This is a genomic window from Nostoc sp. (genome assembly GCF_036917815.1).
In the GTDB taxonomy this organism is placed as follows: Bacteria; Cyanobacteriota; Cyanobacteriia; order Cyanobacteriales; family Nostocaceae; genus Nostoc.
On the sequence record NZ_JBALEK010000064.1, the window covers coordinates 1 to 14,789 of the forward strand.

14 protein-coding genes and 2 pseudogenes are annotated in these 14,789 nt (G+C 45.4%); 13 read left to right on the forward strand and 3 right to left on the reverse strand.

What is annotated here, in order from left to right; genetic code table 11:
• Nucleotides 1-177 precede the first annotated feature (177 nt).
• Nucleotides 178-564, reverse strand: coding sequence for a thioredoxin family protein (locus tag V7K97_RS19740; RefSeq protein ID WP_334802700.1), 387 nt, complete (start codon nucleotides 562-564; stop codon nucleotides 178-180).
• 510 nt (nucleotides 565-1,074) lie between these two features.
• Nucleotides 1,075-1,791: an NnrU family protein gene (locus V7K97_RS19745; RefSeq protein ID WP_334802701.1), complete on the reverse strand. Its 717-nt coding sequence runs from the start codon at nucleotides 1,789-1,791 to the stop codon at nucleotides 1,075-1,077.
• Between the two features lie 212 nt (nucleotides 1,792-2,003).
• Between V7K97_RS19745 and V7K97_RS19750 the strand changes: the two genes are divergently transcribed.
• The 13 genes and pseudogenes from V7K97_RS19750 to V7K97_RS19810 all read left to right on the forward strand — a co-directional run bounded on the left by V7K97_RS19750 (nucleotide 2,004) and on the right by V7K97_RS19810 (nucleotide 13,757).
• Nucleotides 2,004-3,017, forward strand: coding sequence for a LysR family transcriptional regulator (locus V7K97_RS19750; RefSeq protein ID WP_334802702.1), 1,014 nt, complete (start codon nucleotides 2,004-2,006; stop codon nucleotides 3,015-3,017).
• A gap of 158 nt (nucleotides 3,018-3,175) precedes the next feature.
• Entirely contained in the window at nucleotides 3,176-4,576 is a 1,401-nt protein-coding gene (locus V7K97_RS19755; RefSeq protein WP_334802703.1) for a serine/threonine-protein kinase, read from the forward strand.
• 32 nt (nucleotides 4,577-4,608) lie between these two features.
• Nucleotides 4,609-5,658: a substrate-binding domain-containing protein gene (locus V7K97_RS19760; RefSeq protein ID WP_334802704.1), complete on the forward strand. Its 1,050-nt coding sequence runs from the start codon at nucleotides 4,609-4,611 to the stop codon at nucleotides 5,656-5,658.
• Nucleotides 5,659-5,718: 60 nt separating this feature from the next.
• Nucleotides 5,719-7,113, forward strand: a complete 1,395-nt coding sequence (locus tag V7K97_RS19765; RefSeq protein ID WP_334802705.1) for an ABC transporter substrate-binding protein — start codon at nucleotides 5,719-5,721, stop codon at nucleotides 7,111-7,113.
• Nucleotides 7,114-7,209: 96 nt separating this feature from the next.
• Nucleotides 7,210-7,494 carry a type II toxin-antitoxin system ParD family antitoxin gene (locus V7K97_RS19770; RefSeq protein WP_334802706.1) on the forward strand — a complete coding sequence of 95 codons (285 nt, stop codon included), beginning with the start codon at nucleotides 7,210-7,212 and terminating at the stop codon, nucleotides 7,492-7,494.
• A gap of 3 nt (nucleotides 7,495-7,497) precedes the next feature.
• Entirely contained in the window at nucleotides 7,498-7,731 is a 234-nt protein-coding gene (locus V7K97_RS19775) for a type II toxin-antitoxin system RelE/ParE family toxin (RefSeq protein WP_334802707.1), read from the forward strand.
• Nucleotides 7,718-7,810 (forward strand): annotated as a pseudogene (locus V7K97_RS19780) (transposase); the annotation flags it as partial. The gene V7K97_RS19775 and the pseudogene V7K97_RS19780, both read left to right, overlap by 14 nt.
• Nucleotides 7,811-8,068: 258 nt before the next feature.
• A complete protein-coding gene (locus V7K97_RS19785) occupies nucleotides 8,069-8,254 on the forward strand; it encodes a hypothetical protein (protein WP_334802708.1) in 186 nt (61 codons plus the stop codon).
• Between the two features lie 35 nt (nucleotides 8,255-8,289).
• Complete coding sequence (locus V7K97_RS19790) at nucleotides 8,290-8,910, forward strand: PEP-CTERM sorting domain-containing protein (RefSeq protein WP_334802709.1); 621 nt, start codon at nucleotides 8,290-8,292, stop codon at nucleotides 8,908-8,910.
• Nucleotides 8,911-9,091: 181 nt separating this feature from the next.
• Nucleotides 9,092-11,131 carry a phospholipase C gene (locus tag V7K97_RS19795; protein ID WP_334802710.1) on the forward strand — a complete coding sequence of 680 codons (2,040 nt, stop codon included), beginning with the start codon at nucleotides 9,092-9,094 and terminating at the stop codon, nucleotides 11,129-11,131.
• A 283-nt stretch (nucleotides 11,132-11,414) separates the two neighbouring features.
• Nucleotides 11,415-12,392: a hypothetical protein gene (locus V7K97_RS19800; RefSeq protein WP_334802711.1), complete on the forward strand. Its 978-nt coding sequence runs from the start codon at nucleotides 11,415-11,417 to the stop codon at nucleotides 12,390-12,392.
• 13 nt (nucleotides 12,393-12,405) lie between these two features.
• Nucleotides 12,406-12,621 (forward strand): annotated as a pseudogene (locus tag V7K97_RS19805) (zinc ribbon domain-containing protein); the annotation flags it as partial.
• Between the two features lie 89 nt (nucleotides 12,622-12,710).
• The gene (locus tag V7K97_RS19810) at nucleotides 12,711-13,757 is read left to right on the forward strand and encodes a PstS family phosphate ABC transporter substrate-binding protein (RefSeq protein WP_334802712.1); all 1,047 of its coding nucleotides are present in this window, start codon (nucleotides 12,711-12,713) and stop codon (nucleotides 13,755-13,757) included.
• Between the two features lie 79 nt (nucleotides 13,758-13,836).
• Here V7K97_RS19810 and V7K97_RS19815 read toward each other — a convergent pair whose 3' ends face one another.
• On the reverse strand, nucleotides 13,837-14,556 hold the full coding sequence (locus V7K97_RS19815) for a Crp/Fnr family transcriptional regulator (protein WP_012412419.1): 720 nt from the start codon (nucleotides 14,554-14,556) through the stop codon (nucleotides 13,837-13,839).
• Between the last annotated feature and the right edge of the window lie 233 nt (nucleotides 14,557-14,789).

The following is a 14,789-nucleotide window of genomic DNA, read 5'->3' on the forward strand; positions in this document are numbered from 1 at the left end:
TAGGATAAAATAACCCACCCAAAGGTCTTTGGGTGGGGTGTTAAGCATGGTTTTAGATTTGGTCACTGGTCATTTGTCATTGATCATTGGTCATTGGTCATTGGTCATTTGTCATTAGTCATTGGTCATTTGCCATTAGTCCAATGCCACATACACCATACCCAATGCCAATACCCATCAAGCTGACCGATATTCTAAGTCCACTGTTTTTGAACTTTTGTAGATTTTGGGGCAACTGCTGTAGTTGGCTTTAATCTCTTCTAAAGCTAGACGTAAATCTTCTCTGCCGCGAAAGCATTCCAAGCGATGGCGAACAGTGCCATTTTCAATCAATAGTAAAGTGGGTAGTGATTTTAGCTTATAAGTAGTAGACAATTTAAAATTTTGATCGGCGTTAACCCCAACTAATTTAATTTCTTCCCCGCATTGGGCTTGAAATTGCAACAACAGTGGGTGGATAATCCGACACAAGCCACACCAAGGGGCTTCAAAATTAACTAAAACAGGAATAGGAGATTCTAAAACTTCTTGAGTAAATGTCCGCTCACTAACCAAAAACACCATGATGCCTCTTGGATTATAAGGTTTTTATATCAAACTAGCTATCAGCACTGAATTCAGTAGTGCTGAGTTCCGTTAGCGGTAGCGGGGCGTTGAGCCAGTCCTGTTAGCGCTAGCGGCGCGTTGAGCCAGTGCTGAGTAAAAGTCAATAACTAAATGTTAGGGCATTGAATGAGAAGCAACTCGTCTCTTTTGCTTTGAGAGTCAAGCCCGGGCTTGGGACTAATTGCCATGCGATAATCTGTCTCTAACCAAAAAGCCACTGTGGAATTCGCGCTGGCTTTTTTGGATATTAAACTCCTGATTGCTGTGGCCGCCTGGGATTTGACTGAACCTGCCATTTTCTCGCAAGGAAAGGCAACTGACCAATGACTAGCAATATAAAATCTCAAGTTGACTGAACGCACCCTCGCTGATAGATGTTTGAATTTATCCTACATTGATTTGGGTCAATTGATCAGCGGAAATTTTCATCTATTCGGGATTTTTCCTGACACTGGGGATCACCTAAATTTACCATGTTATCCTACTAGTTGCTTCTAGCAAGAGAGGGTGTGACCACCAAAGCAAAGCTATAAAAATGGCAACTCCCAAATAGGCGGGGCGAATAAATTCCTGCCATAAGATAGATTGACGTCCGTCAACGATCGCTTTGAAGGGAATAATTGAAGTCCTCTGTTTGGCAATTTCAAAGGCTTCTCCGTAGCGATGCAAGAGACGGCGATCCCCGTGCCAAACCCCAAACAAATGATGCAACACCAATCCAATGGAAGTCACAAGGGTAAAGGTAGTGCCCAGCCAGAGAGTATGAGCAACACACCAAATTATTTGTCCTACCATCTGGGGATGACGCGTAATCCGCATAATTCCTGTTTCGTAGAGATGAACTTGGGGCTTTTGAATGGCAGCAATTTCTAGTAGATTGAAGGTAGCAGGATATAAAAACAAAAACGAAATCGCTGACAACAGCCAAACAACTTCTTGTACTCCTGGCACTCCTTGTACCTGCCAAAGTTGCAAACCATCATAGCGGTGTCCAAAAAAGTAAATAATTAAGATCACAGCCAACGGTAGGCTGACTAATGCAAAGAAAATGCGATAAAGCCTTGGGCCAATGTATTTTTCGGCCCTTGGGCGTAAAGCAGCGCCTCCACTGTGAGCGATCGCAAAAACTATTTGTAACCCCAGTATGACAAAATGACTGGATGTAAACCAAGAAATCAGCAACATATAAACGGGTGAAGTAATTTAAAGAAAATTGAATTCAGTACAACCAATACCACAAAGTATTCAAAAGGAGACTTTAGTCAAGATGTTGTGCCGCTATCTTTTTCGAGTCAAGCCTTCAAGTTTAATATGCAACAAATCACGCCTAGCTGATTGCTGCCAAAGCTGATTTGTTGTGTGCATCCGCTCCTTTCAAAGTTTGTGGGTTGAGCCTTATGTCTGACCTTCCTTTCACTTTAGATCAGTTACGTATCCTGAAAGCGATCGCTCAAGAAGGAAGCTTCAAGCGTGCGGCTGATAGTCTTTACGTCTCCCAGCCCGCCGTCAGCTTGCAAGTCCAAAATCTCGAACGACAGCTCGATGTCCCCTTATTCGATCGTGGAGGACGACGCGCCCAATTAACCGAAGCCGGGCATCTACTTTTAAGCTACGGTGAAAAAATCCTCAGTCTGTGTCAGGAAACCTGCCGCGCCATCGAGGATTTACAAAATCTCCAAGGCGGGACTTTAATTGTTGGTGCTTCTCAAACCACCGGCACTTATCTTTTGCCCAGAATGATCGGGATGTTCCGACAAAAATATCCAGATGTGGCTGTGCAATTGCACGTCCACTCTACCCGCCGGACTGCTTGGAGTGTCGCTAATGGACAAGTTGATCTGGCGATTATCGGTGGTGAAATTCCCGGTGAACTCTCAGAATCTTTAGAAGTTATTCCTTATGCTGAGGACGAACTAGCGCTGATTCTACCTGTCTTTCATCCCTTTGCCAAACTTGAAAAAATCCAGAAAGACGACCTATATAAATTACAATTCATTGCCCTAGATTCCCAATCGACTATCCGCAAAGTAATTGACCAAGTGCTAGGACGCTGTGAAATTGATACCAGACGTTTTAAAGTTGAAATGGAATTGAATTCCATTGAGGCGATTAAGAATGCTGTGCAATCTGGTTTAGGGGCTGCCTTTGTTTCAACTAGTGCGATCGCTAAAGAGTTACAAATGGGCGTTCTACACCGTACTCCCATTGAAGGTGTCGTTGTCAAACGGACGCTGTGGCTGATTTGTAATCCCAATCGTTATAGATCCAAGGCCGCAGAAGCCTTTAGTCAAGAAATTTTGCCCGAGTTTGCTAACCCAGGATGGAATCAAAATGTGTTAAAATTAGCACAAAAAAACATAGTGTTAACTACATTGGAGGTAGCAACACCCACCTCATCCGGCGAAGACTAAAATCAGGTTATTAGTGCCTTGTAATTTGTCCTTTGTTTTTTTGTAAATAACCAAATAATTCGTAATTCGTAATAACGCTCGTTTGCGTAGCGAGTCCGCATTCGCTTTTAGCGTCTCGTAAAGAGCGTCATCACGAATTATTTTGACTAATCACGAAAATGGAAGTTTACTGTACCCGTCCACATTGCCCACGCCCACAAAACTATTTTGCCGATTTAGATGATATTACGACGCTGAAAACAATGCAGCAAAAGTACTGTACCACCTGTGGTATGCCACTGATGCTAGATGGTCGATACGTGACAACAAAACTGCTGGGAAGAGGCGGGTTTGGAGCCGCTTTTTTAGCACGCGATCGCCGAATACCAGGAATGCGTCAATGCGTGGTGAAGCAGTTTCAACCAGCCGGGAATTTAAGCTTAACTCAATTGCAACAAGCGCAGTTAATGTTTGAGAGAGAAGCAGAAGTTCTAGCACAACTTGGTAACGATCACGAGCAAATTCCTGACTTGTTTGCCTTCTTTCCAGTCATAGTTAATAGTTTGCAACCAGGACAGCAAGACCAATTTTTTTACTTGGTGCAAGAATACATTGACGGAAAAAACTTAGAAGAAGAATTAGTTCAACAAGGCAAATTTTCTGAACAGCAAGTCTTAGAGATATTGCAAGCAATCCTGAGGGTACTAGAGTTTGTCCATGACAGAGGCATTATCCACAGAGACATCAAACCTTCTAACATCATGCGTCGGCGTGATGGTAAACTCTTCTTACTAGATTTTGGTGCAGTCAAGCAAGTAACAAACGCTGCATCTGGTTCTGCGGCTTCTTCCACAGGAATTTATTCTATGGGATTTGCACCGCCTGAGCAAATGGCTGGGGGGCAAGTATTTCCATCTACAGATTTATACGCCTTGGCTGTAACTCTTATTACCTTGTTAACAAATCAGGAGGCAATTCAACTATTTGATGCCTATAGCAACCAGTGGAAATGGCGAAACCAAGTAAGTGTCACCCCTCACCTTGCTGATATTTTGGATAAGATGCTGCTACCTGCTGCTAATCAACGCTTTCAGTCAGCCCAGGAGGTTCTACGCGCGCTTAACTCACAAGCGGCTCAAGCCGCTACACAACTTAATTCACCCTCTTTAACCCTCCCCCCACAACCAAATAGTTCTAGTCCCGTCGTCCCCCGCCATTCACCGACTCAACCAGCGTTTTCTACATTGGAATTATTGGGTGGGGCGGGATTTAGTGGATTTGAAGGTGCATTAATCGCGATCGCGCTCTTCAATCTAGTAAAATCTCCAATAGTTACTTTCATTATTGCATCTGTAATTTTAGGTATACTAATTTTCACTCAAACCAGGCGGTGGATTGAAAAGTTCGATTTATTAATTATTCCCACAATTACTTTTGCCATTATTTTTTTTCTCCCCTTTTTACGAGGGGGACTTGACATTCAGACAGTGGTTATTTTAGCAGTTGCAGCAGGCTTAGTAGCTATTTCACTAACAGCCGTATTTCGACTTATTTATAAATTATTATCTCTGATACTTTAAAAAACTCCTGGTGCTAACAGCTACTATATATAATGTCTCAAAAAAACGAAACACTTAGTCTTTTCTTAGCCGTCGTTATCACCATTGGTTTAATCTTTGGTGGTTTATGGTTCCTTATGGAAAGGTGGGCGCAATTAAGTGGAACTGTTCCTAAAGCTTCGGAGAGTAGCAACACAGATAATCCCATAAACCAGTTTGTCAACAACAATAGATGTAACGTGCCAAATCTCCCAGAAGGGACATTTAACTATGGTGGTAGTACAACTTGGGCACCCATCCGTAAAGAGGCAGACTCGGTACTGCAAAACCAGTGCCCTCAATTTATTTTACGCTACACTCAATCCCCTTCGGCTGAACCAGGATCTGGAACTGGGATTCGGATGTTGATAGATAATCAACTAGCTTTTTCTCAATCTTCTCGCTCAGTTAAAGCTGAAGAAAATACAGAAGCTAAACAAAAAGGATTTAGTTTGAAAGAAATTCCGGTGGCGATTGATGGTATTGCAATCGCAGTTAACCACAATCTCAATATCCCTGGTTTAACTATCGCCCAACTCAAAAATATCTACACGGGCAAGATGACTAATTGGCAACAGGTGGGTGGTCCCAATTTACCAATTACAGTCTACTCTCGCACCAAAGAAGCTGGGGGGACAGTGGACTTCTTTGTGGAAAATGTTCTAAATAAAGAGAATTTTGCTGCCAATGTTAGTTATGTTGACACCACCACAGAAGCAGTACGAAAAGTAGCAATGAACACTGGCGCAATTTACTATGCTTCTGCCTCAGAAGTTGTACCCCAATGTACGATTAAGTCCCTACCAATAGGGCGGATAAGTGGTCAATTTCTGCCTCCTTACCAGGAACCAGTTATACCTCAATCTCAATGTCCTAACAAGCGTAATCAGTTGAATAGTAAGGTTTTTCGTAGTGGTGACTACGCAATTACCCGCAACTTATTTGTAATTGTTAAACAGAATGGTCAGACAGATCAGCAAGCGGGGGAAGCTTATGCAAATTGGCTGCTGACACCTCAAGCTCAAGAACTGATCCAAAAAGCTGGATTTGTCAGAATTAAATGATCAAAGTACTTAGATTTCACAAAATAATCAAATAATAAACATTTTTTCTTTATTGAATTCATGTCCCAAAAGAATGAAACCAAAATTTTAGCCTTGGCTCTGTTGCTGACAGTTGGCATAGTTTGCGGTGGTTTTTGGTGGTTTACTAACAACTCTGGAGTCAAAATTGGTAATACTGGAAATCAGGGAGCAGTTAGCAATCCATCCTTACAAGATCGCATTAGTTTTGGCGAAAAATCCTTGACTCCGGGTGACGTGTCTCCAGTTAAACAAGAAGGAGTACAGGCGATCGCAGCTAAAAGTTATGATAAAGCGATCGCTAATTTCACAGCCGCCCTAAAACTCAACCCTAACGATCCAGAAACATTAATTTTTCTTAACAATGCCCGTATCGGTTCTTCCAAGAGCTACACCATTGTCGCTTCTGTACCATTCGGCACTGATCCCAATGCTTCTTTAGAAGTTTTACGTGGCATAGCTCAAGCCCAAAATCAAGTTAATCGCTCTGGAGGAGTCAAGGGAGTACCTTTAAAAGTAGGGATAGCTAGTGACGACGACAATCCAGAAATAGCCAAGCAAATCGCTTCTAGCCTAGTCAGCAATTCCGAAGTATTAGGTGTAGTTGGGCCGATTACTAGCGATTCCACCTTAGCCGCAGGTACTATCTATACTTCTGGACAACTTGTAGCAATTTCTCCTACCAGCACATCTGTAAAAATTTCTAACTTTAGCCGCTACGTTTTTCGCACGGTTCCCAGTGATTTTATGGCTGCTAGAAGTTTAGCCAACTATATGGCGAGAACCTTGCAGAAAAAAAATGCAGTGGTTTTTTTTAATTCTCAGAGTAACTATAGCCAGTCTTTAAAGTCGGAGTTTGTTTCATCTGTTTCCCTAGAGGGTGGACAAGTATCCAGCGAATTTGACTTATCCAAGGCAGATTTTAGTGCGGCTAAAAGTCTCGAACAAGCAACAAAGCAAGGTGCAGAAGTGTTGATGTTAGCTGCTAATACTGAAACTCTGGATAAAGCGCTGCAAGTAATTCAAATTAACCAGAAGCGGTTAACTCTGCTAGGGGGAGATGATGTTTACACCGTTAAAACTTTAGAAATTGGCAGAGAGCAAGCTGTGGGGATGGTATTGGCAGTTCCCTGGCATATTGATGGCGATCGCCAGTCAGATTTTCGTCAGAAATCGCGGCAGCTATGGGGGGGTGATGTGAGTTGGCGAACCGCCCTCAGCTATGATGCCACTGTCGCTCTAATTGCGGCATTAGAACGCAATCCCACGCGATTTGGAGTCCAAGAAGCATTAACCTCCTCTGACTTTTCTGCCACTGGCGCTTCTGGCACAATTCGGTTTTTAGCATCAGGCGATCGCAATGCGCCAGTCCAACTTGTAAAAATTGTTCCTGGTTCTCGCTCGCGCACTGGTTATGACTTTGAACCAGTAAGATAATCACCATTAACAATTCAAACCTGATTAACATAAATTGACAATTGTTGCTAAGATTGCCAGCATAGCTGTAGAGAAAACAGTTTCTAGAGATTGCTTATGAACGTACATCTGGGTCAGACATTTGATAAATTTGTCGCTGAACTCATAGAAGCCGGACTATATCAATCGCAAAGTGAGGTCATCCGTGACGGATTAAGGCTTCTGAAGGAACGTGAAGATATACGTAAGCTCAGACTTGAGGAGTTGCGCCGTGAAGTTCAACGAGGAATAGATCAGATATCGCAAGGAGAATTTACTACTTACACTTCTTCAAATCAACTTGCGGATGAAATTAAGGCGACGGGACGGCTGCGGCAGAATAATACAGAACACAAGCACTAGAAAATGAGGCAGTTACGAGTTACCAATGAAGCCAAAGCCGACCTGATTGAGATTTGGTTATATGTCTCCCAAAACAATGAAAGCGCAGCAGATGTCCTCATTAACAAAATTACAGGGAAATTTGACGAACTTCTAGCTAATCCAGGGATGGGCAGAGAACGTATAGATATTGCGCCTCTTGTCCGCAGTTTCCCGGTAAGCAATTATTTAATATTTTATCGCTTTGTGGAGTCCTAGTTATTTTGCGATTTCAGTAGGTGGAGCGCCGCTAGAAGTTCTTAAGCAGTATATTAGAAACCAGGAAAAGCCGTCCTAGAAGGACGGGGCTTGAGTCCCATTTTTTCGGTCAGAGTAATTCATGGAGCGAGAAACATCCCAAATCTCTTTGAGTAGGTACGTGTTTACCTGTTTTAGGGAATGAAACAGCCCTGGCAAGAGAGGTGGCTTAAACCCTTCAATTTACGATAAACTTTGCTTTTTCTTAACTTGTCATTAATTTTCAGGTAACAAAATACAGAAGTAGAGATTTTTAGCAACTGGTGAGGTAGAAGTAACTACCAAACCCAGAGGGCGAATGGACAACTGGTTTAATACCTTGTTCCTTGTGGGGAAAATTAAGAATAATTTGATGCGATGGAAATCGCATCAGGTTATAGGTGCAGTCATTTCTGACTTCTGGATTTTTCTTTATACCTTCAAGCCTAGCGATCGCAGTCTCTTCACTTTGGCATTATTTTCGGTGTGCAAAAAGCGCACTTAACTAGAACTATGGGCAAAAATATTAAGACCAAACTTATGCTGAGTGCAACACCTTTAAAAAGGTTATCGCCAGCAACTGCTACCGCAGTAGTTGGTTTTGCTATGCTTGCAGCTACTGGCACAGATCCTGCCCAGGCTGTCAATTTGAAAACATTTAATATTTCAGGAGATTTTGCTCCTGCGGCTCTTGATGGTTCAGTAGGACTACCTGTTAATTTAGCAAATGCTTTTTTTAATGGGACTTACACAGTAGATGTAGATCAATTACCTGCTTCTAGTTCTTTTGTAGATTTGAAAAGTTGGACAGTCAACTTAGTCAAAAATAATACTGTTTTACGAACATTATCCAACAGCTTGGCTGGCAATACAGCTTACATTCAAGAGAACATACTTGCTTTTTCCGACGCAGGTTTATTGACAAAGCAAAACAATAACTTGTACAGTTTGGAACTGGATTTTGACAGCAATTTCACAGGTACGGGTAGTAGCAATGATGGGAAACTTTTGGACAACAGCGACCTTGGAAGTGTCAAAAGTTCGGGACTTACTGCCGTTACTTTCGTTAAAAGTGAGCCTGTTCCTGAACCTCAAACTTTTGCTGGAATAGTAGTTGTCACTACTATCGGTTTGTCGCTGAAAAGAAAGCAAAAAGCTTAAATAGCGGCATAACTTTGCTTCTAATCAACGGTGTTAATTTTTTCTAAATTTCGGAACCAATAAAGCACGGCGTAACCAAAATACCTATTCTAAATCGATGAAATGCTTGCGGTATGTGAATACGAATTCTAAATTCCGTGTAGCGATATTAACTGGATAGAAATTACTAAGGAGATGTGCTTTGAGACGATTTACAAAGTTCTATTTTGTTCTAGCACTTTTGCTACTTCCCTCCTCTATTGTCCCAGCGATCGCAGAGGATTCTTCTCCACAAAACTCAACCATTACGACTCAGCCAGATGCAACGCCAGACGTGGCGCGATACTTAACTGATCCAGGTAAGGAACCCCAGCTACCACCGAAAGTACTCAAAAGACTGCTTCAGGAGCGGATCAAGTACGTCTTCGTCATCTTTAACGAGAACCACTCCTTTGACAACGAGTATGGCACATTACCCGGTGTTAACGGACTCTACTCAGATGGACAAAAGCCTCGCGATCCAAAGAAAACACCGGGCTTCACCCAGACCTACACGGATGCTAACGGCGCAACCGTGACGGTTCAGCCATTCCGAATCGGATCTGAACAGAACGCCAGCGCCGTTGACAGCGTTGACCACTCGCACACCGGACTAGCAACCAAGATCCACGTTGTGGACGGCAAGCCACAGATGGATCAGTTCGTCAACGACGAGTACACGCGCTTCGCATCCAAGGGTGGAGCCGCCAACATTGCTGAGGGCAAGCAGTTCGCGCGTCTTGTGATGTCGCACATCGATTGCGACACTATTCCGTTCTTCTGGAAGTGGGCTAGTCGCTTCACTGTCTTCGACAACATCTTTGCAACTGAAGATACACCCTCAACCCCGAATGCAGTGGCGATGATCGCGGGGCAGGGGGGTGAAACGCAGTGGGTCAAGCACGGTGCGAGTGGCCAATCCTACACTGTAGGCAGCCACACTGGTACGACCCAGGGTGTACCCCTAGTCAACGATCCACAGCCCTTCTATGGCTCCCAGTTCGACACAACCACGAATAACAAGCAACCTGCTGGTGCGAAAGAGAGCTACGCTGATGGCAACATCTCCTCGAACCTGACCTTCGCCAGTCTGCCACTCACCTTTCAGGGGCGCGATATTCGATCGGTCTTGGCTAGCAACAGGAATCCTTTATTCGATCTAGCCGACATCCAAAAGGATATCCCCTATATCCACCAACTCCAGACTGAGCCGGTCAATTGGCGCTGGTATCAAGAAGGCTACGATCTCGAACCAACCGATACCAATGGCATCGCTTCCCACAATGCCTATGTCAGCCATCACAACGGCGCACAGTATTTCGGCTATATTGCCAACACGCCACAGGTGAGCAAAAATCTTCGGGGACTGAATGACTTTTTTAGCGACATAGCCAACAATACCCTACCGAAAAGCGGGGTGTTCTACATTCGTGGTGGCTATACGAACCAGCAGGGTCTAAAGCCGCCGATCACCAACCCCAACACGCCGGCAGATGAGATCGCCGCCATTAATGCCGCGAAGTCAGGTGATGACGACCATCCAGCCTACAGCGATCGCCAACTCAGCGAGGGGATGGCGGCCAGGGCAATTAATGCGATCGCCTCAAATCCGAAAATCTGGCAGCAGAGTGCCATCATCATTACCTACGACGAGTCCGATGGGTTCTACGACCATGTACCACCCAGGATTTTGTCCTATGGCCCGGATGGGCTACCGCTCTCCCGTGGTGTCCGTGTACCCCTGATCCTGATCTCACCCTACGCCCGGACGCACGCCGTCTCCCACGTCGAGGGCGATCACAACTCGGTGATCGAAACAATTAATACGATCTTTGGTTTGCCCGCCCTTGCCAGCTTGCCCGATGAAGCACAGGCACTCGCTGCTGGCAACTCCCCAGAGTTCAACAAGTTCGGACCGCCAGGATTCCAGCAGAGGTATCTCGGCCCACGGGACATCAATTCGCCGATCACCGACAGCTTGCTATCCGGCTTCGATCCCAAGCGCCTGCTCGGAGTCTCGGCACCACTGCCAGCCTCCTTTGCGAAAATTCCAGATAGTGTTGTGAATACACTACCGCACTACGGCGGTGAAGGCTGCCGAGCGATCGGAATCACACCGGAGGACAAGCGCCAGGGAATTGTCAACAACATCCCCAAGGGCTTCAACTCGCTACCAAGCACTTATCCAGCCGCTAACCCTTAAAGAGATAGATGGATGGGGCACACCCCATCTATTCTTCAGCCTAAGACACCTTTTGATTGCACTGAGTGCTGAGTGAGGGACTGACAAATAAAAAACATCCCAAATTTTCTTGTGGGATGGGTGTCCGCACTACCTGCCGCTATGCGAACACCCGTCCCATATTCAGGGCGGGCAGGATGCCCACCCCACAAGATGGATAATTTATTTATTGTCAGTAAAGAAGTGAGATTCCCCACTCAGCAATCTTTATACCCCCGTTTTTCGACATTCCTGAGGAGAATTCATGCGTTTTGTGTTAGTCTTCCTGACTCTGTTTGGTGTTTGCTGCTCGATTTCCGAAGCTCAGGCAGGTTCGGTTATTAAACGGGTGAAGGAACACAATCTGGTTCGCTGTGGCAGCGTCGAGCGGACAGGTCTGGCAACTCAAGCCGAGCCAGGTGGCTGGAGTGGTGTTAACGTCGATATTTGCCGTGCGATCGCCGCCGCCGTGTTGGGATCTTCTGACCGCATTGAATATCATGAGTATGAAACATCGAAGTCCTTCGATGCCGTGCGTAACCAGCAGGACGACGTATACTTTCTCACCGGATCGGAGATTGAGGAGCAGAAGTTGGCTGGTAAGGTGCTGCCTGGTCCGACTGTCTTCGTAGAATCCAATGCGGTGATGGTAGCGTCCAACTCAGCCGCACAACACGTCAGCGACCTGGCCGGAGAAAGCATCTGTTTCATGATTGGCAGTTCGGTTGAGCGGAGCCTCACAGCTTACTTCGGTGCGCTCCACAAAAACTGGTTCCGGCGGCCTTTCTCTGAGGATGGGGAGATGATCGATACATACAACGTGCAAAATTGCCACGCCATCGCCGGTGAGATCACAACCCTTGCAAATATTCGCCTTGACCCTGGGGTGAACCGATTATCAAGCCGCATTCTCCCGGAGTCGTTGACTACCTTTCCGGTGATCGCCGCCACTGGAACCCAGGACGGCGAGTGGTCGGCGATCGTCGGGTGGACAATCCATACATTGATCAACGCAGATAGACCGGAAACAAGCTGGTATGCAGGCGGTGCTGGGGTGATGCCGATATCCGCACCAGAACTTGGTCTCGACAAGGATTGGCAGCGCCGCGTTCTTGGATCTGTAGGTAACTACGGCGACATCTTTGATCGCCATTTAGGGAAAGGCTCCCCACTCAAGCTCGATCGCGGATTAAATGCGAACCATTTCCGGGGAGGACTTTTTCTGAGTCCATTCCTCGAGTAATTTCAACCAAGCATCACAAGATTGTTCTAGATGTGGGGTGAAAGTTCCAAAAGCGTTGCATATCCGCCAACATATTTGCAGTTGTGGATGTAATTTGGATCGCGATCATAATGCAGCATTGAACATATTAAATAAGGCGGCAGGTCATTCCGTCTTTAAAGCCAAGAGCCTCCTAAGCAGTAGCCGGATTGTCTTGGAAGCCCCCACTATAATCGGTACTCCGATTTAGTGGTGGGAGATGTCACATAAACACCCGTCCTCCAAATACAATCTCAAGTAGCAAGCACTTATTTTGAATGGACGCGCGGTTAATTTAATATGTCCCAAAAAAATGAAATACCTATTCTTGTCTTATCCATCCTAATCACCGTCGGGCTAATAGCTGGTGGTTTTTGGTGGTTCAGCAGAAAGTCTGGTCTTAACCTAAATACAATTAATTCTGGTAACACCAAAACGCCCCAATCGGCATCAGAACAGCCTAGTGGTAAGACTTTTACCTCAGTACAGGATGTTCCTAAAGGATTATTTAATTACGGGGGCAGTACATCTTGGGCACCGATTCGACTAGTAGTTGATCCAGTAATTCAAACCGCGCGACCAGAGTTTCGGCTGCGCTATGTAGAACCCAGTAATGCCTCTCCTGGTTCTGGTACTGGTATCCAATCCCTGATAGACGGTCAACTAGCCGTTGCCCAGTCCTCCCGACCAGTTCTAGATCAGGAATTAAGTCATGCCCAGCAGCGTGGGTTCACTTTAAAACAAATTCCTGTGGCAATTGATGGTTTAGCGATCGCAGTTAACCCCAACCTCAATATCCCAGGACTAACGATAGACCAGTTAAAGTTAATTTACACAGGCAAAATTAATAATTGGAGCCAGGTGGGTGGCCCCAATATCCCGATTCAGCCCTATTCGCGCCGCATTGCTGATGGCGGTACGGTTGAACTTTTTGTCCAAGACATTTTGGGTGGCCAAGCTTTCAGCCCCAATGTGGAATATATCTCCACAACCACCCAAGCCTTGAAAAAATTGGCTGGTAGTGCTGGTAGCATCTACTACGCTTCTGCCCCAGAGGTGATACCTCAATGCTCAATCAAAGCCTTACCGTTGGGGCGGACGCAAGGACAATACATTGCTCCATACCAAGAACCTTCTGTCCTCCCGTCTGAATGTCCTGGTAAACGGAACAAGTTGAACATTGAGGCTTTCCAATCTGGAAAATACCCAATTACCCGGAATCTGTTTGTGGTGGTCAAACAGAATGGTCAGACTGAGCAGCAAGCAGGTGTCGCTTACGCCAACTTACTGCTGACTGAACAGGGACAGGAATTGATTAGCCAAGCTGGATTTGTGAAAATTCGCTGACAATTGCGATCGCCTCAGTTGGGGCAGAGCCACTCGCGCTCAAGACAGAGTGGCCCAAATCGCCGCTCTGAACTGTGCTTTAACCAGCTCTATTAATCGACTCTGCTGGCAAGCAAATGAGATTATCGCCTTGAGTCAGAATTAAGCCACGTTGACGTAGCTTACCCATTAAGCGGGTGACGGTGACACGAGTGGAACCGATCGCGCTACCAATTTGGGCATGGGTGAGGGGGAAGGGCAGACAATAACCGCGAATCACATCAGGATCAGTGTCGCTCATTGCTGGCTCTCCATATTCCTCAATTAACAATGTGAGAAATCCTAAGAGTCGGTCAATTGTGCGGCGTTGTCCCAAGGCACTCAGCCACAGCAGCTTACGCTGGTGCTGATACCTAAAGGCATCCATAACTTCGCGCCGGAAATGAGGCCAATTGTCTAAATCGTGCCAGTACATCCACAGCACCGCAGTTTGGTCAACATGGGCGTAAGCCTGGAGTGTGAATGGTGATTGAGCAACAATTTCAAATGGCTGCCCCGCTCCCACAAAACCCAAGAACGCTTCTTCTGGAGTTCTATTGATTCGTCGAGACGTTAGCTGACTAGCAGTAGCACTAACCTGTGCGGTTCCTACCATGCGGATCGCACCCCTTTGCACCAAATACAGCAATCCAGGTCTAGCTGGAATGCGCTCATCTTTGCTAAAGGTACGGCAGCGGTAGTGTTCTTGAGCCCAGTCAAGAATTCGTTGCCAAGTCAAAAAAGGCCGTGATGCCTCAGAAAAGGAGGATGGAGATTGCATAGGTAACAAAGAGCGTTCGGCTGAAGACAAAGACGTAAATAAAAAGGTGCAAGGAGTGTCTTTGTGTTGGCAAGGCAGGCTTAACGCCTAACAGCGCCAGCCAATCCAAAGAATAGAAAGTAAATTACTCTCTAATCTTTGTTATACTTCCTACTGTACAATGATGGTAGTAAAGTTTACTTACTATTCATCAATTATTCATCAAATTTTATCCTCTTCTCATTTTTCTTCAT

What these genes read in the sequence shown, in the direction of transcription:
- V7K97_RS19740 (WP_334802700.1), bottom strand. Translation starts at nt 564, where the DNA reads ATGGTGTTTTTGGTTAGTGAGCGGACATTTACTCAAGAAGTTTTAGAA.
- V7K97_RS19745 (WP_334802701.1), bottom strand. Translation starts at nt 1,791, where the DNA reads ATGTTGCTGATTTCTTGGTTTACATCCAGTCATTTTGTCATACTGGGG.
- V7K97_RS19750 (WP_334802702.1), top strand. Translation starts at nt 2,004, where the DNA reads ATGTCTGACCTTCCTTTCACTTTAGATCAGTTACGTATCCTGAAAGCG.
- V7K97_RS19755 (WP_334802703.1), top strand. Translation starts at nt 3,176, where the DNA reads ATGGAAGTTTACTGTACCCGTCCACATTGCCCACGCCCACAAAACTAT.
- V7K97_RS19760 (WP_334802704.1), top strand. Translation starts at nt 4,609, where the DNA reads ATGTCTCAAAAAAACGAAACACTTAGTCTTTTCTTAGCCGTCGTTATC.
- V7K97_RS19765 (WP_334802705.1), top strand. Translation starts at nt 5,719, where the DNA reads ATGTCCCAAAAGAATGAAACCAAAATTTTAGCCTTGGCTCTGTTGCTG.
- V7K97_RS19770 (WP_334802706.1), top strand. Translation starts at nt 7,210, where the DNA reads ATGAACGTACATCTGGGTCAGACATTTGATAAATTTGTCGCTGAACTC.
- V7K97_RS19775 (WP_334802707.1), top strand. Translation starts at nt 7,498, where the DNA reads ATGAGGCAGTTACGAGTTACCAATGAAGCCAAAGCCGACCTGATTGAG.
- V7K97_RS19785 (WP_334802708.1), top strand. Translation starts at nt 8,069, where the DNA reads ATGGACAACTGGTTTAATACCTTGTTCCTTGTGGGGAAAATTAAGAAT.
- V7K97_RS19790 (WP_334802709.1), top strand. Translation starts at nt 8,290, where the DNA reads ATGCTGAGTGCAACACCTTTAAAAAGGTTATCGCCAGCAACTGCTACC.
- V7K97_RS19800 (WP_334802711.1), top strand. Translation starts at nt 11,415, where the DNA reads ATGCGTTTTGTGTTAGTCTTCCTGACTCTGTTTGGTGTTTGCTGCTCG.
- V7K97_RS19810 (WP_334802712.1), top strand. Translation starts at nt 12,711, where the DNA reads ATGTCCCAAAAAAATGAAATACCTATTCTTGTCTTATCCATCCTAATC.
- V7K97_RS19815 (WP_012412419.1), bottom strand. Translation starts at nt 14,556, where the DNA reads ATGCAATCTCCATCCTCCTTTTCTGAGGCATCACGGCCTTTTTTGACT.